Genomic DNA, 22,451 nt, shown 5'->3' with positions numbered 1-22,451 from the left:
AAGACAAATCTCACCTACGGTGAAGCGTAGTCTTCAGAATATCCATAGCTCATCCTATTGGGGATGGCTGATCAATTCCAACAAAAAACCAAATATTCGTTTCATTTTGTGGGCCGGTTCTTGACAGCCTTACGTTTGTGGGGAACCTTTCACATCCGAAGGATGCTCAGCAGCAGGACCGGAGGGGGAATGACTGCGACAGCGGAAGACAGGATACATTCTCTCAGCATCTGGCGCGGGCCGATCGACATCGAACCGCTTGTCGGCGGCATTACCAATCGCAACTATCTGGTCGGCAATGATGGTCGCCGCTTCGTGGTGCGGCTTGGATCGGACATTCCCGTTCATCATATCAGCCGCGCAAACGAGGTGGCTGCGAGCAGGGCTGCGCATGCCGCCGGTCTTTCGCCTGCCGTCATACATCACGAGCCCGGCATATTGGTGCTCGACTATATCGATGCAAAACCGCTATCGGCCGATGATATAAGAAAGCCGGCAATGATGAGCCGCGTCGTGCCGCTCGTCCGGTCCTGTCACCGGGACGTCGCCCGGCACTTTCGCGGACCGGCGGCGATCTTCTGGGTCTTTCATGTAGTCCGGGATTATGCGGCTCTCCTGGAGGCCGGCGATAGTCGCCACAAGCGGTTGCTGCCTTCCTTTCTGGAGATTGCCGAGCGGCTCGAACGCGAAGCCGGTCCTTTCGAAATCGCCTTCGGACACAACGATCTGCTGGCGGCGAATTTCCTCGATGACGGCAAGCGGCTATGGCTGATCGATTGGGATTATGCCGGCTTCAACACGCCGCTTTTCGATCTTGGCGGCCTTGCCTCCAACAATGAATTCTCCGAGGCGCAGGAAGAGGCGATGCTGGAGGCCTATTTCGAGGCTCCCGTCGGTGACGATCTGCGCCGGCGCTATCAGGCGATGAAATGCGCCTCGCTCCTGCGCGAGACGATGTGGAGCATGGTTTCGGAAATCCATTCCGACATCGATTTCGATTATTCTTCCTATACAGCTGAAAATCTGCGGCGGTTCGAGAGCGCCTGGCAGGATTTTCGCAATTCTTGAGGTGACACGATGAAGGAATTGCCCGCTACAGCAAAGACCGTCGTCATCGGCGGCGGCATCATCGGTTGCTCGACCGCCTATCATCTCGGCAAGCTCGGCTTCACTGATACCGTGCTTCTGGAGCGCAAGAAGCTAACCTCGGGCACGACCTTCCATGCCGCCGGTCTCGTCGGCCAGCTGCGGACAAGCGCCAACATCACGCAGATGCTCGGCTATTCCGTCGATCTCTACAAGAAGCTCGAGGCAGAGACGGGGCTTGCCACTGGCTGGAAGATGAATGGCGGTTTGCGTCTCGCCTGCAATGAGGAGCGCTGGACGGAGGTGAAGCGGCAGGCGACGACGGCACAGTCCTTTGGCTTGCAAATGCATCTGCTGACGCCCAAGGAGGCTTTCGATCTCTGGCCGCTGATGGATATCGACGACCTCGTCGGCGCGGCCTTCCTGCCGACGGATGGACAGGCCAATCCTTCCGATATCACCCAGGCGCTGGCAAAGGGCGCCCGCATGAGCGGTGTGTCGATCTTCGAGGATACGGAAGTTCTCGATCTGGAGATCGACAAGGGCCGAATCCGCGCCGTCATCACCGAGAAGGGCCGCATCGAATGCGAGCGCGTCGTTGTCTGCGCCGGGCAATGGACGCGGACCTTTGCCGGCCGCTTCGGTGTCAATGTCCCGCTTGTCTCCGTCGAGCATCAATATCTCATCACCGAATCCTTCGGCGTCCCCTCCAATCTGCCGACGCTGCGCGATCCCGATCGGCTGACCTATTACAAGGAGGAGGTCGGCGGGCTTGTCATGGGCGGCTATGAGCCCAATCCCATTCCCTGGGCGCTCGATGGCATTCCGAAGGATTTTCACTACACGCTGCTCGACAGCAATTTCGATCATTTCGAGCAGATCATGGAGCAGGCGCTGGTGCGCGTGCCGGCGCTGCAGACGGCCGGCGTCAAGCAGCTGCTATGCGGGCCGGAGAGCTTTACCCCTGATGGCAATTTCATTCTCGGCGAGGCGCCGGAGCTGAAGAGTTTCTTCATTGGCGCTGGCTTCAATGCTTTCGGCATCGCCTCCGCCGGCGGGGCCGGCATGGCGCTCGCCGAATGGGTCGCCAAGGGCGAACCGCCCTACGATCTCTGGCCGGTCGATATCAGGCGTTTCGGTCGTCCGCATTTCGACACCGACTGGGTGCACACCCGCACGCTGGAGGCCTATGGCAAGCACTACACCATGGCGTGGCCCTTTGAAGAGCATTCCAGCGGTCGGCCTTGCCGCAAGTCGCCGCTTTACGATCGCCTGAAGGCGCAGGGTGCATGCTTCGGCGAAAAGCTCGGCTGGGAGCGGCCGAACTGGTTTGCCGATCTCTTTGCCGGCGAGGAACCGAAGGATGAGTACACGTATGGACGGCAGAACTGGTTCGGCGCCGTCGGCCGGGAGCATAAGGCTGTGCGCGAAGCGGCCGTCATTTTCGACCAGACATCCTTCGCCAAATTCGTGCTAAAGGGCAGGGACGCCGAGGCGGCGATATCTTGGATCGCTTCCAACGACGTCGCCAAGCCAGTTGGCGCCCTGACCTATACCCAGATGCTCAACGACCGCGGCGGCATCGAATGCGATGTCACCGTCGCCCGCATCGCCGAGAACGAATTCTACATCACCACCGGTACCGGCTTCGCCACCCATGATTTCGACTGGATCGCCCGGAATATTCCATCCGAGATGCATGCGGAGTTGGTGGATGTAACCTCGGCCTATTCCGTGCTGTCGCTGATGGGGCCGAAGTCGCGTTCGATCTTGCAGGCCGTGACCTCGGCCGACGTTTCGAACGCCGCATTCCCGTTCGGCAAGGTGAAGACCGTCGGTATCGCCGGCTGCCCTGTACGGGCGCTACGCATCACCTATGTCGGCGAACTCGGCTATGAGCTGCATGTGCCGGTGGAATATGCCGCTACCGTCTACGACGTGCTGATGGCGGCCGGCCGCGAGCATAGCCTCGTCAATGCCGGCTATCGCGCCATCGAAAGCTGCCGGCTGGAGAAGGGTTATCGCGCCTGGGGCTCGGACATCGGGCCGGATCATACGCCGGTCGAAGCCGGGCTTGCGTGGGCGGTGAAGACGAGGAAGGATGTCGCATTCCGCGGCAGGGAGGCTGTAGAGCGGCAGCTGGCCTCCGGCGTCAAGAAGATGCTCGCCTGCTTCGTGCCCGATGATCCCGAGATCGTGCTTCTGGGCCGCGAGACGATCTATCGTGACGGCAAGCGCGTCGGCTGGCTGTCGAGCGGCGGCTATGGCTACACGATCGGCAAGGCCATCGGCTACGGTTATATCCGCAATCCCGAGGGTGTCACGGAGGATTTCGTGCTTTCGGGGCGCTATGAGCTCGATGTCGCGCAGCAACGTGTCCCATGTCAGGTGTCGCTGAAGCCGCTTTATGATCCGCAGATGGAGCGGATCAAGGGGTGATTGGGGGCGCACGTGCGTTAACTCAACGCGAGCATTTCGGTATGAAGCCTATCGTCTGCTTGGCAGATCCCATGCACGATAAAGGTTATTGAGAGCCTCGGCCGTGTGGCATTCCACCATCGGCAATTCTGCTTCCCGTAGGATATTTGCGTATTTGGCGCCGCTGTTGCGGGTCTTCACGAGTATCCAGTGAATCATCTCCCATTTGATGCTGTCCTTGGCGCCTTCGAGATGGCCTGCTCGATCTGAGCGGTTGATCAGGGTCCGCTTGAGGTAGCGGGAAAAGCGCAGCCAATGATTGGAGGTGATGAGGATGGCACCGGTAGCACGAGCCAAACGCTGCGGCATCAGGCGCGTATAATTGCCTTCCATGATCCACTGCTCGCCAAGAATGGCCGCATCATGAAGTGCTGCGAATTCTGCTTCCGGGCGCTGTTGCCAATCGGTATGGGGCAGATGATGAAGCTGATCGAGATGGATCGTTGGAAAGCCAAGTTTTTTGGAAAGTGCAACCGCCAGGGTTGACTTACCGGCATTGGAAGGGCCGAGCACGACAATGCGCTCGCCAAGGGAATGCAAGGGAAGCATGGGGCACCGGTCGGAAAATTGGGATGGTTTTCCAATGGCCGAAGCGAACCACCTTGTCAACGCTTGCGTGTCGTATTTTCATCATTGCGCCATTTACGTGAAGATTGGAACCAAGCCGCGCCATCTGCCGAAAACTGTGATCTGTCCCCTGTTGTCCCAGCCATTTTCTTGACACGCCGGCGCTTTCATCCTCAATCGACAGGCTGACAACTGACGGAGGCGAAGGGCGATGGCTGAGGCGAACATCAAGCTGGAGGAGAGCTGGAAAGAGGCGCTGTCTTCGGAGTTCGAAAGCCCCTACATGCAGCAGCTCAAGGCTTTTCTCGTTGAGGAAAAGCAGCGCGGCAAGGTGATATTTCCCCGTGGCAGCGAGTATTTCCGGGCTCTGGATCTGACCCCCCTCGACGAGGTGCAGGTCGTCATTCTTGGTCAGGATCCGTATCACGGCTTCGGGCAGGCGCATGGGCTCTGCTTCAGCGTACGCCCCGGCGTGCGCATTCCGCCATCTCTGGTCAATATCTACAAGGAACTGGAAACCGATCTCGGCATCCCGCCGGCGCGCCACGGTTTTCTGGAAAGCTGGGCGAAGCAGGGCGTGCTCCTGCTTAACAGCGTGCTGACCGTCGAGGAGTCGCAGGCTGCCTCACATCAAGGCAAGGGTTGGGAGCGTTTCACCGACGCCGTCATCCGCCAAGTCAACGACGAATGCGACGGCGTCGTCTTCATGCTCTGGGGTTCCTATGCGCAGAAGAAGGCTGCCTTCGTCGATACCGAACGCCATCTGGTGCTGAAGGCGGCGCACCCGTCGCCGCTATCGGCACATAACGGCTTCCTCGGCTGCCGGCATTTCTCCAAGGCCAATACCTATCTCGCCGAGCATGGCCGGGATCCGATCGACTGGGCGCTGCCGAGCAATCCTGAGGTTCAGTAAGGTGCCTGATCCCACGGGTTGCTGATTGAAGCGCCGGTGTCGTCGAAATCTCCGACGTTGCGGGTGACGACGATAAGGTCATGAACGATCGCCGTTGCCGCGATCAAACCATCGGCGTCGCCGCGCGGGCGCTGTGCCGCGATGCGGCCCCATTCGACGGCAATCTGATCGGTAATGGGAAGGATGCGATTGCGATGATCGTGCCGCAGCTTACGCAACCATTCCTCCAGATGTGTTGCGGTACGCGGATCCGATTTTCGCTTGAGCGCAATCCCGCGCATGATCTCTCCAAGTGTGATGACGCTCAGATAGATGGTGGAGGGATCGACCGAGCGCATCCATGCAATCGCTTGGGAATTACCGCGCCTAATTTCCGAGATGACATTGGTATCGACGAGGTACATCAGAAGAGGATATTCCGGCTTGGCGTTTTATCTCGTTTAGATACGGCCTCGGCCATTTCATCGTCCCAAGCCGGCCCAGACAGCAGATCGTCGGCGAGGCTTGGTTTGCCGGCTGAGAGGGCATCATAATCTTCGGCAGATAGGACGACAGCCGCACGTTCGCCGCGCAAGGTGACGATTTGCGGACCCTCGCTACGCGCTTTCTGCACGACTTTTGAAAACTGGTTCTTTGCATCCTGCAACGGCCAATCCATCGAAAATCCTTTCTGGCTAGACTGTCTAGATTGATTTAATGCCGCTGGTATTTGGAAACAACCCCATCGAATGATTTTCTCCCTGATGTGAACGATTTGATTTTATCGTTCACTGATTGAAGACAATCCGTTTGGCTATTGAGGGCTATCGGAATACCGCCCACAAGACCATTTTCTGCCCATGAGAAACGCCTGTCGGTGCAGGCGAGAAAGGGGTTTAAGATGCTTAACCAGATCAAAGGTCTTCACCACGTTACCTCGATGGCGGAAGACGCCCGGACCAACAACAAGTTCTTCACGGATACGCTCGGCCTGCGCCGCGTCAAGAAGACGGTCAATTTCGACGCTCCCGATGTCTATCACCTCTACTATGGTGACGAGGTCGGCACTCCCGGCACGATCATGACCTACTTCCCGTTCCCGAAGATGGCGCGCGGCCGCCCGGGTACTGGTGAAGTCGGCAATACGGTCTACTCAGTTCCGGAAGGGGCCATCGGCTACTGGACCGAACGGCTCGGCCAACATGGTGTCGAGGGCTTGAAGGCCGACGAATCCTTTGGCCAGAAGCGCCTGCATTTTGCCGGTCCGGATGGCGATGGTTTCGCGCTCGTCGAGGTCAAGGATGACAAGCGTCAGCCCTGGACGCATAACGGGGTCGATGCCGAGCATGCCATCAGGGGCTTCCATTCCGTTGCCATGCGGCTCAGGGATGAAGGCGCTACTGCCGAGCTTTTGAAGTATATGGGCTACGAAGTTGTCGATACCCATGATGGCATCAAGCGGCTTGCCATTCCCGGCGGCAACGGTGCCGACTATGTCGACCTTGAGACGATGCCGAACATCAACCGCGCGCTTCCGGGTGCGGGCTCCGTCCACCATGTCGCCTTTGCCGTCGAAAACCGCGCAAAACAGCTCGAAGTGCGCAAGGCGCTGATGGATACGGGCTATCAGGTGACCCCGGTCATCGACCGTGATTACTTCTGGGCGATCTACTTCCGTACGCCGGGCGGCGTGCTGTTCGAAGTCGCCACCAACGAACCCGGTTTCAACCGCGACGAGGATACGGCTCATCTCGGCGAGGCGCTGAAACTGCCTGAACAGCATGCGCATCTGCGCGGCCTGATCGAGCAGCATCTCGAACCGCTGGAAGGTTAATCGAGGAGAAAACGATGACGGACAAGACTTATGTGCACCGGCTGAAGGCCGGTGCATCCGGGAAGCCGATTTTCTTTACCTTCCATGGCACCGGCGGCGACGAGAACCAGTTCTTCGATTTCGCCACCCGCCTGTTGCCGGACGCCACCATTATCTCGCCGCGCGGCGATGTCTCGGAATATGGCGCGGCGCGCTTCTTCCGTCGCACGGGCGAGGGTGTCTATGACATGGCCGATCTTGCCCGCGCCACGGCGAAGATGGCGGCCTATGTCTCGGAGCTAGCGGCCGAATATGGCGCATCGCAGGTGGTGGGCCTCGGCTTTTCCAATGGCGCCAACATCCTTGCCAACGTGCTTATCGAGCATGGCGATCTGTTCGATGCGGCCGTGTTGATGCATCCGCTGATCCCCTTCCAGCCGAAGGACAATGCCAGGTTGGCTGGAAAGCGCGTGCTGATCACCGCGGGTGAGCGCGATCCGATTGCGCCGGCGCCGGTCACCAAGGCGCTCGCCGATTATTTTGCGCGGCAGGATGCGGAGGTTACGCTCGAATGGCATCCGGGCGGCCACGATATTCGTCCCAACGAGATCGAGGCTATTGGCAAATTCCTCGTCCCGTACGCGTAAGCTCGAAAAATGACCAAGCCACGCGGCAGACAGCTCCTGCCGCGTGGCCTACTATTTGCCGATGAGGCGCAGCATCGCCTTTGCTTGCGAGGCGGCTGCGAGTTTTCCGTTCTCATCGAGATAGCCTGTTCCGCAAAAGCGGTTGAGATTGGCGAAATCCATACTGTCCGGCAGCGCATGCCTTGTTTCAATAATGACCATGCGCCAGGCGCAACCGAGCATTTTGTCAGGCTGGATTGCCTGATCGCAGCCTGTGCTCAGGCATAGGGCGACATGCTTCTGCGCGCGATACCCGCCTGCGATCGCTTCCTCATAATCGGCCTTCCAGCTGTCGCGTGTGTGTTCGCAGCGGGCGGGATTGCCGCTTTGGCTGCATTGCACCGTCTTGTCGACATAGGTTTGCGCTGGCGGCCATAGCGGACCGTCGATCAGGCTGACGCAGCCGCACGCAAACAAGGTGGCCGACAGTAAGCGCAATTGATTCTCCTTCGATGAAGCCGCCAGAACCGTAGAGCGATCGCAAAGATGTGCAAGATCAAAGCGATCCTGCCAATAATAACGGTGAGACGGCGCCCTTTGCTTGCTCACGGCAGGGTCTGGCGTGGCGTTCCTGCAACCATCGTCATCTTCCCGCGTCAGCGACACGCTGCGACGCAAGCTTAGCTTGTAGGCATCATGGCCACCCGCTAATGATCTGCCTCGATGGGGCAGGGGATTTTATCGTGACGCTGGCGGAACAGCAGCAATACAGGCTGGGCGTTGTCTATGTGGCGCTTTCGGCGCTCGCCTGGTCGACTTCCGGTCTCTTCGTGCGGGCGATCCATGCCGATCTCATGACCATTCTGTTCTGCCGCGGCATCGTCTCCGGCCTCGGCGTTTTCGCGCTGTTCTTCTATATCGAGCGCCGCAACGCCTTTCGCATCCTGCGCTCCATGCGTGGTCCTTCGCTGGCGGCGACGATCTTTTCCACCGCGTCGATGATCAGCGGCATCGGCTCGATCTATTATACGTCGGTCGCCGATGCCATGGTCATCTATGCGACCGTGCCCTTTGTCACCGCGGGCGTTGCTTTTCTCTTCATCCGCGAACGTCCCAACATGACGACGCTGATTGCCAGTGGCGTTGCCTTCATCGGCGTGCTCGTCATGCTTTCCGGCCATGCAAGCGATGGCGGCAGCTGGCTCGGCAAGGGGCTTGCCGCCGTCATGACGCTGACCGTCGCCTGCCTTGCCGTCGTCATGCGCCAGCATCGCAATGTGCCGATGCTGCCGGCCATGGCGCTTTCCGCCTGGTTGTGTTCCTCCATCACCTTCTGGTTCGCCTCGCCGCTTTCGATCTCCGGGCGGGATCTCGGGCTGATCATCGCCTTCGGCATTATCCAGAACGCCATGGGCCTCAGCCTCTATACCTTCGGCTCGCGGCTGGTTCCGGCGTCGGATGCCGCCTTGCTGACAGCGCTCGAAGTGCCGCTGACGCCGCTCTGGGTCTGGATGATCTTTGCCGAGCACCCTTCGACGGCGACACTCATCGGCGGGCCGATCGTGCTTGCAGCACTTTTCGGACATATCCTGTTGGAAGTGCGGCGGAATCGAGCGGTGACATCGGCTCAGGCCCACTGACCGCCTTGCCCCTTTCATCACAAAATGCTGATATCGGCATGGTCATCAGGAGTCGGAATCGATGAAAAAGGTCTTCAATCCCGCATCTGTCCGCCGCCCTTTCGGCAATTACAATCACGGCCTGCTGGTGCCGCCGGGCGCCAGCCTGCTGGTCACGTCGGGGCAGCTCGGCATCGGTATCGACGATCGCATTCCGCCTGATGTTACCGGCCAGGCCGAACTGTGTTTCAAGGCGATCGGCGCCATCCTCGAAGAGGCCGGCATGGGGTTTGCCGACGTCATCCGCATCGGCGGTTTCGTCACCACGCGCGAGGATTTTCCCGCCTATATGGCCGTGCGCGATCGCTATGTCCAAAATCCCGCACCGGTCTCCACCTTGCTGATCGTCGGCGGGTTTACGCGGTCCGAGTTTCTGGTCGAGGTCGAGGTTATGGCGGCAAAGGTGATGTGATGACGATCGGTTATGCCGAGCGTTTGGCCGATCCGTCGATGCCGCGTATTCTAGGACTCTACGAGACGCATCTGACGGTTGCCAATCTCCAACGCTCCTTGAGCTTCTATCGCGACGTCCTGAAGCTCGAAGTCGGGACGGTCATCGAGAGCAGGAATGTTGCTTTCCTCTGGATCGACGATAAACGGATGGGCATGCTCGGCCTCTGGGAAACGGGCAGCTCCCCTCTCAAGATGCGTCTCCATATTGCCTTCAGAACCTCTCTCGCCGATGTAGTCGGCTCCGCCGCTGCATTGAAGGCTCATGGTGTTCAGCCGAAAGGTTTCAATGGCGAGCCGCTGGATGAACCCGTCGTCCTCGGTTGGATGCCGGCCGTCTCGCAATATTTTTCGGATCCTGACGGGCATTCGATCGAATTCATCCATGTGCTTGAGGAGGCGGTCGATCCGGATTTCGGTGTAAAGCCGTATTCGGAATGGTTGTCGCGGCCGAAACCGTTAGCATGATAGGCACTGGTCGAGGCTTCCTGGTGATCGACCTTTCGCCTGCCTCTGTATTGTCTATGTGAAGAGATGCCACCGATATTGCCGATCCAATTGCAGGTTGCGGAGAGGCATGGAAGACAAATATGACGCAGAACATCTACGACGATCCGGGCTTCTTCGAGGGCTATAGCCGGCTACAGCGTTCCATCAACGGGTTGGCGGGTGCCGCAGAGTGGCCGGCGATCCGTGCCTTGATGCCGGGCATTGAGAACCTCGACGTCGTGGATCTCGGCTGCGGTTTCGGATGGTTCTGCCGCTGGGCGGCAGAGCAGGGCGCAACCAGCGTGCTTGGGCTGGATGTCTCCGAGAACATGCTGGAACGTGCCCGGGCGGAGACGGCGGATGAGCGGGTTCGCTACGATCGGGCGGACCTCGAGAAGCTTCAGCTTCCAAAAGCGAGCTTCGATCTCGTCTACAGTTCGCTCGCCTTCCATTATATCGAAGGCTTTGCCGGACTGCTGACGACGATCCGCCAGGCGCTGAAGCCGGGTGGGCGCCTGATCTTTTCAATCGAGCATCCGATCTATATGGCGCCCCGGCGACCGGAATGGCTCGATGACGCCGACGGCGGTAAAATCTGGCCGCTCAGTGCCTATCAAATCGAGGGGCCACGCGTGACGAACTGGCTCGCCGAGGGCGTCGTCAAGCAGCATCGCACTATGGGTACGACGCTCAACCTGTTGATCGAGTCCGGCTTCATCATTGCCCATGTCGAAGAATGGTCGCCGAGCGATGAGGATCTTGCAGCCCATCCGGAATGGGCAATCGAGCGCGAGCGGCCGATGTTTCTTCTGATTTCCACTCGGCCCTGAGGCATCCCCAGCATGTCGTCGCAGCGTAGAAGCCCGAGGCGATCTGTTTTTCTTTTTGTTGATAGATTTTATAGAAAATTAATTGCTCGCGAAGGGCTACTTCCGCAAAATGTCGTTTCTTGAGGCGCATGCTCCCCATCGATAATGTGAGGCTGTCTGCGCGAGTTAAGGAAGAGTGCGATGAACATGAAAACTTCCGTGGCAATCGAGAAGGCGGTGCCTGTCGCCGATCCCGACATTGCGCGCACCGAGTTTCGCAATGCTATGGCGCGAATGGCAGCGGCAGTGAACATTGTCACGACCAATGGCCCTGCGGGGATCGCCGGCTTTGCCGCGACCGCCGTCTGCAGCGTTACCGATAACCCGCCGACCCTGCTCGTTTGCCTCAATCGTGGCGCTTCGGTTCATCCCGCCGTCACGCAAAACGGCGTGCTCTGCGTCAATGTGCTGTCGGAAGCGCATCAGGACCTGTCGCGGCTTTTCGGCGGCAAGACCCCGGTTGCCGAACGCTTCGCCGGTGCCTCCTGGTCGGAACTATCGACAGGCTCGCCGGTACTTGAGGATGCTCTTGTCTCCTTCGATTGCCGCATCGTCCGCCAGGCCGACGGCGGGACGCATGATATCCTGCTCTGTGAAGTCGATGCTATCCGTCAACGTGATGAGGGGCAGGGGCTTATCTACTTCGACCGGACCTATCATTCTGCGGGTCCAGCCGAGTAACCGACTTTCTCGCCGCTTCACATCAGAAAGTTTTCGATCGCCTGCAGAACCTGGGCAGGGCGCTCGCGATGCGGCACATGTCCGGTATCCGGCATGATATAGGCCGATCCGCGTCCGGCCGCGATCCGGTGGGGATGAGCCTCGGAGCCATACTCGTCACGTTCGCCGTGAATGGCAAGCACCGGGCAGCGGAGTTTTTCGAGGGCCGGATCGAGCGACCAGCCGGCGCGTTCGGGAGCAAGCCACGTATCGATCCATGCATGCAGCACCCAATCGGTCTTACTGCCGTGATATTTTTCAAGCCGGGCGAAGGTCTCGGCCGATCTGAAATCCTGCTGTGCGATCCTGATGCCTTGCAGGGTTCTCTCTTCCACGAAAGCCTGCGCTGCGATGGTGATGACGGCCTGGCAGCGGTCGCCAAAGCGGGCTCCTGCTTCCACCGCCATGCCGCCGCCGACGCTGTGCCCGCAGGCGACGAACTCTTGAACGGAAAACTGCTCGCATAGCAACGGAACGGCCTGCTCGGCCTCCAGGGCCACGAAATTCTGCTGCAAAATGTCGATGCGGGCGTCGGAGCGACCGAAGCCCAGTCGATCATAGGCGATCACCTGACGGCCGAGGGAATGAGCGAGCTGTCGCGGGAAATCCCTCCAGAGCGCGATGCATCCAAGGGAATCATGAAACAGGATGATCGGCGGCAGGAAGGTCTCGGCATGCGGTTTCCATGATTTGGCATAGAGGCGCCCGCCGGGGCTTTCGATCCAATGTTCCGTTTCGACGATGCCTGCCATTTCGCTCAATAGTTTTCCTGATACCACTCGACGAAGCGCTTCACGCCTTCATCGACTTCGATCTGCGGCCTGAAGCCGGTCAGCGCCACCAGCAGATCCGGTACGGCATAGGTGTTGTGCACGTCTCCGGGCTGCATGGGCAGCATCTTGCGGATCGCCTGCTTGCCAAGCATGGCCTCGATGGTTTCGACGAAACTCATCAGTCCCACTGGCTGGCCGCCGCCGATATTGACGACGCGGAAGGGAGCGTTCTTCGATAGGGTGTCGATGACCGTATCCGACACCACGCGGTTTTCCTCCGATGGTACAACGCCGATGAGACGCACGATGCCTTCGACGAGATCGTCGATATAGGTGAAATCACGGCTCATCTTGCCTTCGCCGTAGATTTCGATCGGCCTGTCGTTGCGGATGGCATCGACGAATTTGAACAGCGCCATGTCCGGACGGCCCCAAGGGCCATAGACCGTGAAGAAACGGAAAGCGGTCGTTGGTATGTTGAAGAGATGGGCGTAGCTGTGCGCCATCAGCTCCATGCTCTTCTTGGTCGCCGCATAGATCGTCATCTGCTCGTCGGCCTTGTCGCTTTCGGCAAAGGGAATCTTTTCGTTGGCGCCATAGACCGACGAGGTGGAGGCAAGCAGCAGGTGCTTCGGCTGCAGGTTTCTCGCCAATTCCAGGATGTTGAACGAACCGACAAGATTGGAATCGACATAGGAACGCGGATTTTCAAGGCTGTAGCGGACGCCGGCCTGTGCGGCGAGATGGACGATCACATCAGGTTCGGCGAGTTCGGCGGCGCGATCCAGCGCCGCCTTGTCTTCCAGCATGCCAGTGACGGCCTTGAAGCCGTTGGAGCGGGCGAGAATGGCTGTACGCTTTTCTTTGAGCTTGACGTCGTAATAGGGCGTCATGCCGTCGAAACCGACGACGAAATGTCCCTCGTCAAGCAGGCGCCTGGCAAGGTGGAATCCGATAAAGCCGGCGGTGCCGGTGATGAGATAACGCATTGATCGGCCTTTGTTTAAAGCATTTCGAGGAAAGGTGCGTAGGGGGTTTCCGTTCGGAATGCGTAGACGCTCTAAAGTGTGTCGTCGCTCGAGGGTCTGCCGACACTTGTATAGGCAAAGCCGTGCTTTGCGACCTCGTCATGGCGGTAGATGTTTCTGAGGTCGACGAGGACCGGAGCCTTCATGATGGATTTGAGCCGGACAAAATCGAGCGCGCGGAACTGGTTCCATTCCGTCACGATGACGAGCGCATCGGCGCCGCGTGCGGCGCTATAGGCATCCTCGGCATAGGCGATGTTGTCGATCACCTGGCGGGCATTCTCCATGCCTTCGGGATCGTAGCCGGTCACCGTGGCGCCGGCGTCCTGCAGCGTCTGGATGATCGAGATGGCCGGGCTGTCACGCATGTCGTCGGTATTCGGCTTGAAGGTCAGACCGAGGACGGCTACCGACTTGCCTCTGATATCGCCGCCCATGGCCGTGACGACCTTGCGCCCCATGGCGCGCTTGCGGTTGTCGTTGATCGATACGGTCGTTTCGATCAGGCGCACGGGGCTGTCGTAATCCTGAGCCGTCTTGGCGAGGGCCAGCGTATCTTTCGGGAAGCAGGAGCCGCCGTAGCCCGGGCCGGCATGCAGGAATTTTGAGCCGATGCGGCCGTCGAGACCGATGCCGCGCGAGACTTCCTGCACATTGGCGCCGACCTTCTCGCAGAGATCGGCCATCTCGTTGATGAAGGTGATCTTCATGGCGAGGAAGGCGTTGGCGGCGTATTTGATCAGCTCCGACGTGCGGCGGGAGGTAAAGAGCAGCGGCGCCTGGTTGAGATAGAGGGGGCGATAGACTTCGGTCATGACGCCACGGGCACGCTCGTCATTGAGCCCGATGACGATGCGGTCGGGACGCTTGAAATCCTCGATGGCCGCACCTTCTCGCAGGAATTCCGGATTGGAGACGACGGCGACATCGGCTTGCGGATTGGTTTCGCGGACGATGCGCTCCACTTCATCGCCGGTGCCGACCGGTACGGTCGACTTGGTGACGATGACGGTGAAGTCCTTGACGTGCTCGGCAATTTCGCGAGCAGCGGCATAGACATAGGAGAGATCGGCATGGCCATCGCCGCGCCGGGAAGGGGTGCCGACGGCAATGAAGACGACATCGCTTGCGGCAACGCTCGTCTCTACATCAGTTGTGAAGGAGAGGCGGCCGGCGCGCACATTGTCGGCAACGAGCTGTTCGAGGCCCGGCTCGAAGATCGGTATCTCGCCACGTTGCAGCGCGTCGATCTTGTTGGCGTCCTTGTCGACGCAAATGACATCGTGTCCAAAATCGGCAAAGCAGACACCCGATACAAGCCCCACATAACCTGAGCCGATCATCGTGATGCGCATGAAACTTCAATCCTTTTGCTGGCGCCGGGCGTCGCGTTGAAATGCAACGGCGGCATGGGCGATCATCTGCGTATATACACAGGATCGTGAGCGGCGCCTATATGCGATGCCGGCTTTAAGAGGATTGCAACAGAAGTATCACGGAAGCTTCGTCGACCTCCTGCATGGGCGATCATCTTGTTTTTCAAGTGAAACGAAGCCTTTGCACTTTAAATCTATGATAGCCTATTGCTTGTGATTGGCAGCATGTTGCCACATGATGAATTGGGTGCGGTCGTGCGGCAGGGCGGCGGCGATACAATGGGCGGTTCGGGACTTTTGCATGAAATCGACTTTTGCCGTGCGGACAATGCGGGCTGGCGAGCTGGAGCTTGCTCTGGAATGGGCTCGGCAAGAAGGCTGGAATCCCGGCATTGACGACGCACAGGCCTTCTGGGAGGCGGACCCGGCCGGCTTTCTGATCGGCGCCATCGGCGAGATCCCCGTCGGCTGCATATCCGTCGTCCGCTATGGCGAGGCTTTCGCTTTCCTCGGTCTTTATATGCTTCATCCCGAGTTTCGCGGGCGGGGATATGGCAAGCAGCTCTGGAACAAGGGCATGACGCTTGCCGGCAATCGCGTCGTTGGGCTGGATGGGGTCGTCGCACAACAGGAAAATTACAGGCGGCACGGTTTCGAGATGGCCTATCGGACGCTCCGCTATGGCGGTATCCCCAAAGTACCTGAGGTGGATGAAGCGCAGGCAAGGCAGGTGATGCCCGTCGCGGACGGCAAGCTCGAGGCGCTAGTGCACTATGACGCGGAAATTTTCCCCGGCTTGCGTCACTCCTTCATCCGGGCCTGGTGCGGCGCTCCCCAAAGACGGGCATCATTCATCGTCGGGGGTGGTAGCAGGGTTCGCGGTTACGGCACGATCCGCCGCTGTTTCGAGGGTTACAAGATCGGTCCGCTGTTTGCCAACAAGCCGGAGGTCGCGCTTGCATTGATGAGCAAGCTGCTTGCCAAGACCAATGGGCAGCCGGTCTATCTTGATGTGCCTGTTGATAATGCCCAGGCGATCAGGCTTGCGGAAGATTGCGGTCTGGCTCCGGTATTTGAGACGGCGCGCATGTATCGCGGCAAGGCGCCGGGAATCCCGCTTGATCGTGTCTTCGGTGTCACCACGCTCGAGCTTGGTTAGCTGCTCTTGATCCAGTTCCGAACGGGGCCCGAACGATGGCGTTGCCCTAACAGTCAAGCCGAGTTTTGATGGGCAGGTATCGCCTTCGGAGAGGGCCGTTGAAAGGCCATCGGAACCGCGACAGGGGAAAAATCCTGTTGGAGGCGCTGATTCGTCATGCAAAAAGCCGAATCTCCTGAGACAACAGGGTCGCTTTCCCAAAAACAAAGCTTTATAGATGCGCGGGTTTGAGCAAGGCGCGCCGCCGCGCGCAGGAAGCGGGATTGGATAAATGACGAATGTTGTAGTGATCGGCTCGCAATGGGGTGACGAAGGCAAGGGCAAGATTGTCGACTGGCTTTCGGAACGCGCCGATGTGATTGTACGCTTTCAGGGCGGTCATAATGCCGGTCATACGCTTGTTGTCGACGGTGTCAGCTACAAGCTTGCGCTACTGCCCTCCGGGCTCGTGCGCGGCAAGCTCAGCGTCATCGGCAACGGCGTGGTCGTCGATCCCCATCACTTCGTCGCCGAAGTGGAAAAGCTGCGCGCCCAGGGCGTTGCCGTTACCCCCGACGTGCTGCGTATTGCCGAAAACGCGCCGCTGATCCTGTCGCTGCACCGCGATCTCGATGCCATGCGCGAAGACGCTGCTTCCAATAGCGGTACGAAGATCGGCACGACGCGCCGCGGCATTGGCCCGGCCTATGAGGACAAGGTCGGCCGCCGCGCCATTCGCGTCATCGACCTTGCCGAACCGGAAACGCTGCCTGCCAAGATCGACCGGCTGCTGACGCATCACAACGCGCTGCGCCGCGGCATGGGCGTCGATGAAATCTCCTTTGACGCCCTGCACGAGGAACTGAGCTCCGTTACTGAGCATATTCTTCCCTATATCGATCAGGTCTGGCGCTTGCTCGACGAGCAGCGCAAGGCTGGTGCCCGCATCCTTTTCGAAGGAGCGCAGGGCGCGCTCCTGGACAATGATCACGGCACCTATCCGTTCGTGACCTCGTCCAACACGGTCGCCGGTCAGGCCGCTGCCGGCTCGGGTCTCGGCCCGACAGCGCTCGGCTATGTGCTTGGCATTACCAAGGCCTATACGACCCGCGTCGGCGAGGGGCCTTTCCCTTGCGAATTGCATGACGAGATTGGCAAGCATTTGTCGACCGTCGGCCGCGAAGTGGGCGTTAATACCGGCCGTCCGCGCCGCTGCGGTTGGTTCGATGCCGTACTGGTGCGCCAGACCGTGAAGACTTCTGGCATTACCGGCATTGCGCTTACCAAGCTCGACGTGCTCGACGGTCTGGACGAGCTGAAGATCTGCGTCGGTTACAAGCTGGACGGCAAGGAAATCGATTATCTGCCGGCAAGCCAGGCAGCGCAGGCCCGCGTCGAGCCGGTCTACATCACGCTCGAGGGCTGGAAGGAATCGACTGTCGGCGCCCGCAAGTGGGCTGATCTGCCGGCGCAGGCGATCAAATATGTCCGCCAGGTGGAAGAGCTGATCGGCGCGCCTGTGGCGCTGCTTTCGACCAGTCCGGAGCGCGAGGACACCATACTTGTGACCGACCCCTTTGAGGGCTAGAGTTGCGTATCTATGACGAATCCCGGCCCGGCTGCACACCGGGCATCATGAGAAAGTACTGATGGCGGATTTTGTAGCAGTTATTCGACGGGCCGTTGACGGCCTGACGGACAATACTCCCGAAATGCGGGTCAAGGTTTACGATCGAGCTCGTGGTGCCGTGCAACGGCAGCTCGAGAGCATGAAGCCGCGCCCGCCCGAGGAAATGCTGCGTCGCCAGCTCGATAAGCTTGAGGCAGCCATCGTCGAGGTCGAGGCCGAACATGCCGAGGCTTTGCCGGGCAGCGAGGAGCCGCCGGTTGCGGAAGCGCCCGCGCCGCATGAAGAAGTCGCTTCCGAGCCCGCTCACGACCATCATGAGCCTGAGGAAGTCCATGCCGAGCCGCATGAGGAAGAGCCTGCGCCGGCACCGGCCGAGGTTCATGCCCATGAGGAGCCGGACGCTGTTGCTCCGGTCGAAGAAGAGCCAGCTTATGATGCGCCGGCCGCGCACGTCGAAGAGGGGCATGCGCAGGAACACCAGCCCGTCGAGGAATGGAGCGAGCCGCAGCCATCAGACGAGCCTTTTGCTCCGGCTGCCGAGCATGCCGGCGCGGAACATCATGCCGAGACTCACGAGGAACCGGCCCCTGAGCCGGTTTACCATGAGGAGCCGCAGAGACACTGGGAAGAGCCGCAACAGCATGCGGAGCCGCACCATGTGGAAGAAGCGCCGGCAGTCGCTACAGCAACCGCGCCGCATGTGCCGCCAAAGCCGGTTGACGATGTCATAAGCCAGGTCGAGCAGATCTGGGCGGAAGTGGATGCGCCTGCCTCCCACACCGCGCCCGAACTGGAGACGGCCCGTCATACCGACCCGGTCATGCCGGCCGCAGCTTTTACGGAAGCGCCCTTTGGCCAACCGGTCGAAGGTCCGGTCAATTCCAAGGCACCCGCCGTCAACACGGGCTTTACCTGGGACGCGGATGTTTTCGAGGAAATGCAGCCGGCATCGGCGGTTTCCAAGCCCGCGCAGCAGCCAGCTCGGCAAATGCCCGAAAATGCCTTCGATGACGTCGATCTCTTTGCGGATGTGCATCCGTCCAGGAAAGCGGCGTCCGAAGCCGATGCAACCAATGACGGCTGGCGCGAACTCAAGGAGCTTGCCGGCTTCGACAAACGCGCTGAAGACGACCGTGGCGATGGCCCCGCCGTTCCGCCCGATCTCGATCAGGCGATGGCGGCGAAGCTGCAGGGCCGCAGCTTCCGCATGGAGCCGAAGCGTCGCCGGATCAATGTTACCGGTATCATCGTCACGCTCGTCGGTCTTGCCGTTGTTGGAGGCGGTGGCTACGCAGCTTGGCTGAACCGCGACGCACTCAACAATATGGTGACGAAGCTCGTCAGTTCCGCACCGAAGAATGCGACGGCACCCTCGACCTCGGATACGGCCAGCAGCAATACGCCGAACAACGGCAATGCTGCAGCCCCTGCCCAGCCGGCGACCGCGCCCCAGCACCCCAATACCGCCGTTCAGCAGCCGGGTGCCGCTGCCGGCAAAACGGATACCGCAGCATTGGCCAGCGATCCGAATACGGTCAATACGAAGTTCACGCAGCGTCTCCTGGCGAATGGTACCGAAGAGGATAAAGGCCCCGCTCCAACCGGGCAGCCCGGCGTCGTTGAAGGCAAGTCCGTAGCTGAACAGAATGTTGCCTCTGCGGCACCTGCCGCTATGGCAACGCCGCCGGCCGGCAACCCGGCCGCCAACAATGCCGGCGCGGCTGCTCCACAGACCCAGGCGCCCGCAACCGCTGCACCGAATACGCCATCCGCCTCGACGGATCAGCAGGCGCCTGCCGCCAACCAGCAGCAGGCAGCCGCCAACCAGCCGCCGCCCGTGACGCAGCAGACGGCTCCGGCAACAGACGGACAGAAGGTTTTCCTCTATGAGGAGCGCCTCGGCCAGACGTCGCCCACGGCCTTCCAGGGTACGGTCAGCTGGTCGCTGCAGGAAGGCAAGGGGGCCGACGGCCGGCCGGAGCCTTCGGTGCAGGGTCTCATTACCGTTCCGGATCGCGGCCTGACAGCGACGATCACAGTTTCGCGGAACTCGGATTCCTCGCTGCCGGCCAGCCATCTGATCGAGCTTGCCTTCCAGGTGCCGCCGAATTTCGAAGGTGGGGCGATCGACAACGTCCAGCGCGTCGCATTGAAGGCGACCGAGCAGGATCGCGGCGATGCGCTGATCGCGGTTCCGGCCAAGGTCACTGACGATGTCTACATGGTGGCGCTCAACGATTTCCCGGATGCGCGCAAGACCAATCTCGACCTTTTGAAGAGCCGCAACTGGATCGATATTCCGGTGGTCTATCGTAACGGTCGCCGGGCGCTGTTGACCATGGAAAAAGGCCCGACCGGAACGGATGCCTTCAACAAGGCGATTTCGGAGTGGCAGGCGCTTGGCGGCGTTGCCTCGAGCGGCCAGTAAGCCAGCGGACATCTATGGATATGGAAAAGGCGGGCTTTTGGCCCGCCTTTCTTTTATCGGTCAAAATCTTCTGTGAAGGAAACGTTACGCTGTTGCTTCGACGACGCGCAGGGCCTTGGCACGTTCCAGCGCATCCTTCTGGACGGCTTCCTGCACCTTTTCGAAGGCGCGAACCTCGATCTGGCGCACGCGTTCGCGGCTGATGTCGAACTCGGACGACAGGTCCTCCAGCGTTACCGGTTCCTCGGCGAGGCGGCGTGCCTCGAAGATCCGGCGTTCACGGTCGTTCAGCACGCCCATGGCGCGCGCCAGCATGCGGCGGCGCGTATCGAGCTCGTCCTGTTCGATCAGCACGTCTTCCTGGCTGTCGTGATCATCGACGAGCCAATCCTGCCACTGGCCGGAATCACCTTCGGAGGCCTTGATCGGCGCGTTCAGCGAAGCGTCGCCGGACAGGCGGCGGTTCATCGAAACGACCTCTTCCTCCGAGACGTTCAGCTTGGTGGCGATCTCAGTGACATGCTCCGGCTTCAAATCGCCGTCATCGATGGCCTGGATGCGGCCCTTCAGGCGGCGCAGGTTGAAGAACAGGCGTTTCTGGTTGGCCGTCGTGCCCATCTTCACCAGCGACCACGAGCGCAGGATATACTCCTGGATCGAGGCCTTGATCCACCACATGGCATAGGTTGCTAAACGGAAACCGCGTTCCGGGTCGAACTTCTTGACGGCCTGCATCAGGCCAACATTGCCTTCAGACACGACTTCGCCAATCGGCAGGCCATAGCCGCGATAGCCCATAGCAATCTTCGCCACGAGGCGCAGATGGCTGGTGACGAGCTTATGCGCAGCCTGACGGTCGGCATGTTCCGCGTAGCGCTTGGCGAGCATATACTCTTCCTGCGGCTCCAGCATCGGGAACTTGCGGATCTCGTCGAGATAACGATTGAGGCCGGCTTCTCCGGCAGCGATGGACGGTAAGGTATTACGGGCCATGATCTTGCACCCTCCTATTCGAGATTTGGTTCCTTCTGGGGGCGTATTTTGAGCGCCTTCTGCGAAGCGGACCAAGGCGTACGGGTCCTGGGACCCCGCACTTAACCAATGTAAAGATAAGTACGGCGAAACGGTGATTCAAGGATATGGTCACACAAGTGTTATCTCGGCGTGACCGCAGGTCTCGCCGGAACATCGCCCTTGGGATTATCCTCCCGAACAATCCAGCGCCACGCGGCATGACCATGTCGACCTCCCAAACGCAGTCGCGTTTTCGGTCAGCACAGGCGCTCGGACATCGGTCCTTCATACGCGATATTATAGGGCGGAAGGGGGCGGGCGTCCAGTCATTGTGATGTTCGGCACCTATCCCCTGAGCGCCTCGACCAGCTCTTCCATATCCTCAGGCAGCGGCGCTTCGAAACGCATGACCTCGCCGGTGCGGGGATGCTCGAATTGCAGCATATAGGCGTGCAGTGCCTGGCGCGTGAAGCGATGGACGGCCTGTTTTGCGGCTTCTGGCAGGAGATTGGCCTTGGTCTTGAAGCCACCACCGTAAACGGCGTCGCCGAGCAGCGGGTGGCCGATATGCGCCATATGCACGCGGATCTGGTGCGTTCGGCCGGTTTCCAGATGGCACTCGATCAGTGAGGCAAGCGCCGTGGCATCCGGTGTCTCGTGAAAGCGCTCCAGCACCTCGTAATGCGTGATCGCCTCGTCGGCATCCTGCGAATCCGGACGCTTGACGGCGCGGCGCGTGCGGTCGCTGCTTGACCGGCCGAGAGGGGCATCGATGGTGCCGACGAGTTGGCGAGGGCGTCCCCAGACGATCGCCTGATAGGCACGCTCGAGCGAAGTCGTGCGGCCGTGATCGGCAAATTGTAAAGAGAGATGCCGGTGAGCCACGTCATTCTTGGCGACGACCATGACACCGGTGGTATCCTTGTCCAGCCTATGAACGATGCCCGGGCGGCGGACGCCGCCGATGCCGGAAAGGCTGTCGCCGCAATGATGGATCAGCGCGTTGACCAATGTTCCGGTCCAATTGCCTGCGCCGGGATGAACAACCAGCCCGGCGGGCTTGGAGATGACGATGACATCCTCATCCTCGTAGAGCACGTCGAGCGGGATATCTTCGCCCTGCGGTGTCGGGTCTTCCGGCTCGGGCAGGGTGATCTCGTAGATGTCACCGGGGCGCACCTTGCGCTTGGCGTCCGTCACCGGGGCGCCATTGAGCAAAACGGCACCGTCCTTGATCAGCGCCTGCACGCGGCTGCGGGAAAATTCCTCGCCGATCTCGGCCGTCAACCAGGAATCCAGCCGTCCTTCGGCATTTTCATCGGCGGTTAGGACTTTTCTATTGTCCGCGGCTTCTTTAAAGGGGTCGCTCAAACATATTCTCCGGCGCACAAAGCG

Annotated in this window: 22 protein-coding genes; 13 read left to right on the top strand and 9 right to left on the bottom strand. The window is 60.0% G+C overall.

The features are described from left to right. Positions 1–189: 189 nt before the first annotated feature. Positions 190–1,068, top strand: coding sequence for a phosphotransferase (locus AC13RE_RS06335; protein ID WP_488562305.1), 879 nt, complete (start codon positions 190–192; stop codon positions 1,066–1,068). Between the two features lie 9 nt (positions 1,069–1,077). After that, positions 1,078–3,525, top strand: a complete 2,448-nt coding sequence (locus AC13RE_RS06330; RefSeq protein WP_488562304.1) for a GcvT family protein — start codon at positions 1,078–1,080, stop codon at positions 3,523–3,525. 48 nt (positions 3,526–3,573) lie between these two features. On the opposite strand, the gene AC13RE_RS06325 is transcribed toward AC13RE_RS06330, so the two are convergent. Continuing rightward, a complete protein-coding gene (locus AC13RE_RS06325) occupies positions 3,574–4,113 on the bottom strand; it encodes a P-loop NTPase family protein (RefSeq protein WP_488562303.1) in 540 nt (179 codons plus the stop codon). 229 nt (positions 4,114–4,342) lie between these two features. Between AC13RE_RS06325 and ung the strand changes: the two genes are divergently transcribed. Continuing rightward, positions 4,343–5,044 (top strand): uracil-DNA glycosylase, encoded by a 702-nt coding sequence (gene ung / locus AC13RE_RS06320; protein WP_488562302.1) that lies wholly within the window; start codon positions 4,343–4,345, stop codon positions 5,042–5,044. Here the strand turns inward: ung and AC13RE_RS06315 are convergent. Beyond that, a complete protein-coding gene (locus AC13RE_RS06315; RefSeq protein WP_488562301.1) occupies positions 5,038–5,448 on the bottom strand; it encodes a PIN domain-containing protein in 411 nt (136 codons plus the stop codon). The genes ung and AC13RE_RS06315 overlap by 7 nt on opposite strands. Beyond that, positions 5,448–5,702 (bottom strand): type II toxin-antitoxin system Phd/YefM family antitoxin, encoded by a 255-nt coding sequence (locus AC13RE_RS06310; protein WP_488562300.1) that lies wholly within the window; start codon positions 5,700–5,702, stop codon positions 5,448–5,450. The genes AC13RE_RS06315 and AC13RE_RS06310 overlap by 1 nt, the downstream gene beginning before the upstream one ends. 222 nt (positions 5,703–5,924) lie before the next feature. Between AC13RE_RS06310 and AC13RE_RS06305 the strand changes: the two genes are divergently transcribed. Beyond that, positions 5,925–6,857 carry a VOC family protein gene (locus tag AC13RE_RS06305; protein ID WP_488562299.1) on the top strand — a complete coding sequence of 311 codons (933 nt, stop codon included), beginning with the start codon at positions 5,925–5,927 and terminating at the stop codon, positions 6,855–6,857. Positions 6,858–6,871: 14 nt separating this feature from the next. Further along, on the top strand, positions 6,872–7,483 hold the full coding sequence (locus AC13RE_RS06300) for an alpha/beta hydrolase (protein WP_488562298.1): 612 nt from the start codon (positions 6,872–6,874) through the stop codon (positions 7,481–7,483). Between the two features lie 51 nt (positions 7,484–7,534). Here the strand turns inward: AC13RE_RS06300 and AC13RE_RS06295 are convergent, their stop codons facing one another. After that, positions 7,535–7,960: a hypothetical protein gene (locus AC13RE_RS06295; RefSeq protein ID WP_488562297.1), complete on the bottom strand. Its 426-nt coding sequence runs from the start codon at positions 7,958–7,960 to the stop codon at positions 7,535–7,537. 245 nt (positions 7,961–8,205) lie between these two features. Here AC13RE_RS06295 and AC13RE_RS06290 point away from each other — a divergent pair, with 245 nt between their 5' ends. The 5 genes from AC13RE_RS06290 (at position 8,206) to rutF (ending at position 11,630) form a co-directional block, all read left to right on the top strand. Beyond that, entirely contained in the window at positions 8,206–9,102 is an 897-nt protein-coding gene (locus AC13RE_RS06290) for a DMT family transporter (RefSeq protein WP_488562296.1), read from the top strand. Between the two features lie 61 nt (positions 9,103–9,163). Beyond that, a complete protein-coding gene (locus AC13RE_RS06285; RefSeq protein ID WP_488562295.1) occupies positions 9,164–9,553 on the top strand; it encodes a RidA family protein in 390 nt (129 codons plus the stop codon). Beyond that, positions 9,553–10,059 (top strand): VOC family protein, encoded by a 507-nt coding sequence (locus AC13RE_RS06280; protein ID WP_488562294.1) that lies wholly within the window; start codon positions 9,553–9,555, stop codon positions 10,057–10,059. The genes AC13RE_RS06285 and AC13RE_RS06280 overlap by 1 nt, the downstream gene beginning before the upstream one ends. Positions 10,060–10,181: 122 nt before the next feature. Beyond that, positions 10,182–10,910: a class I SAM-dependent methyltransferase gene (locus AC13RE_RS06275; RefSeq protein WP_488562293.1), complete on the top strand. Its 729-nt coding sequence runs from the start codon at positions 10,182–10,184 to the stop codon at positions 10,908–10,910. 180 nt (positions 10,911–11,090) lie between these two features. Continuing rightward, on the top strand, positions 11,091–11,630 hold the full coding sequence (gene rutF, locus AC13RE_RS06270) for an NADH-dependent FMN reductase RutF (RefSeq protein ID WP_488562292.1): 540 nt from the start codon (positions 11,091–11,093) through the stop codon (positions 11,628–11,630). A gap of 17 nt (positions 11,631–11,647) precedes the next feature. On the opposite strand, the gene AC13RE_RS06265 is transcribed toward rutF, so the two are convergent. The 3 genes from AC13RE_RS06265 to AC13RE_RS06255 form a co-directional block, all read right to left on the bottom strand. Further along, positions 11,648–12,421, bottom strand: a complete 774-nt coding sequence (locus AC13RE_RS06265) for an alpha/beta fold hydrolase (RefSeq protein WP_488562553.1) — start codon at positions 12,419–12,421, stop codon at positions 11,648–11,650. 5 nt (positions 12,422–12,426) lie between these two features. Further along, complete coding sequence (locus AC13RE_RS06260) at positions 12,427–13,431, bottom strand: NAD-dependent epimerase (RefSeq protein ID WP_132717363.1); 1,005 nt, start codon at positions 13,429–13,431, stop codon at positions 12,427–12,429. Between the two features lie 71 nt (positions 13,432–13,502). Continuing rightward, a complete protein-coding gene (locus tag AC13RE_RS06255; protein WP_132717362.1) occupies positions 13,503–14,825 on the bottom strand; it encodes a UDP-glucose dehydrogenase family protein in 1,323 nt (440 codons plus the stop codon). A 322-nt stretch (positions 14,826–15,147) separates the two neighbouring features. Here AC13RE_RS06255 and AC13RE_RS06250 point away from each other — a divergent pair, with 322 nt between their 5' ends. The 3 genes from AC13RE_RS06250 (at position 15,148) to AC13RE_RS06240 (ending at position 20,042) form a co-directional block, all read left to right on the top strand. Continuing rightward, on the top strand, positions 15,148–16,005 hold the full coding sequence (locus tag AC13RE_RS06250; RefSeq protein ID WP_488562291.1) for a GNAT family N-acetyltransferase: 858 nt from the start codon (positions 15,148–15,150) through the stop codon (positions 16,003–16,005). Positions 16,006–16,276: 271 nt separating this feature from the next. Continuing rightward, positions 16,277–17,572: an adenylosuccinate synthase gene (locus tag AC13RE_RS06245; RefSeq protein ID WP_015340867.1), complete on the top strand. Its 1,296-nt coding sequence runs from the start codon at positions 16,277–16,279 to the stop codon at positions 17,570–17,572. A gap of 61 nt (positions 17,573–17,633) precedes the next feature. Next, the gene (locus tag AC13RE_RS06240) at positions 17,634–20,042 is read left to right on the top strand and encodes a hypothetical protein (protein WP_488562290.1); all 2,409 of its coding nucleotides are present in this window, start codon (positions 17,634–17,636) and stop codon (positions 20,040–20,042) included. An 84-nt stretch (positions 20,043–20,126) separates the two neighbouring features. On the opposite strand, the gene rpoH is transcribed toward AC13RE_RS06240, so the two are convergent. Both rpoH and AC13RE_RS06230 read right to left on the bottom strand, forming a co-directional pair. Then, positions 20,127–21,035 (bottom strand): RNA polymerase sigma factor RpoH, encoded by a 909-nt coding sequence (rpoH, locus tag AC13RE_RS06235; protein ID WP_015340865.1) that lies wholly within the window; start codon positions 21,033–21,035, stop codon positions 20,127–20,129. A 366-nt stretch (positions 21,036–21,401) separates the two neighbouring features. Beyond that, positions 21,402–22,427 carry an RluA family pseudouridine synthase gene (locus tag AC13RE_RS06230; protein ID WP_488562289.1) on the bottom strand — a complete coding sequence of 342 codons (1,026 nt, stop codon included), beginning with the start codon at positions 22,425–22,427 and terminating at the stop codon, positions 21,402–21,404. Positions 22,428–22,451: the final 24 nt, after the last annotated feature.

This window comes from Martinezella sp. CNPSo 3959, from assembly GCF_057784355.1.
Note: the sequence above shows the minus strand (reverse complement) of the source record. Positions and strands in the feature narration are given on the sequence as shown.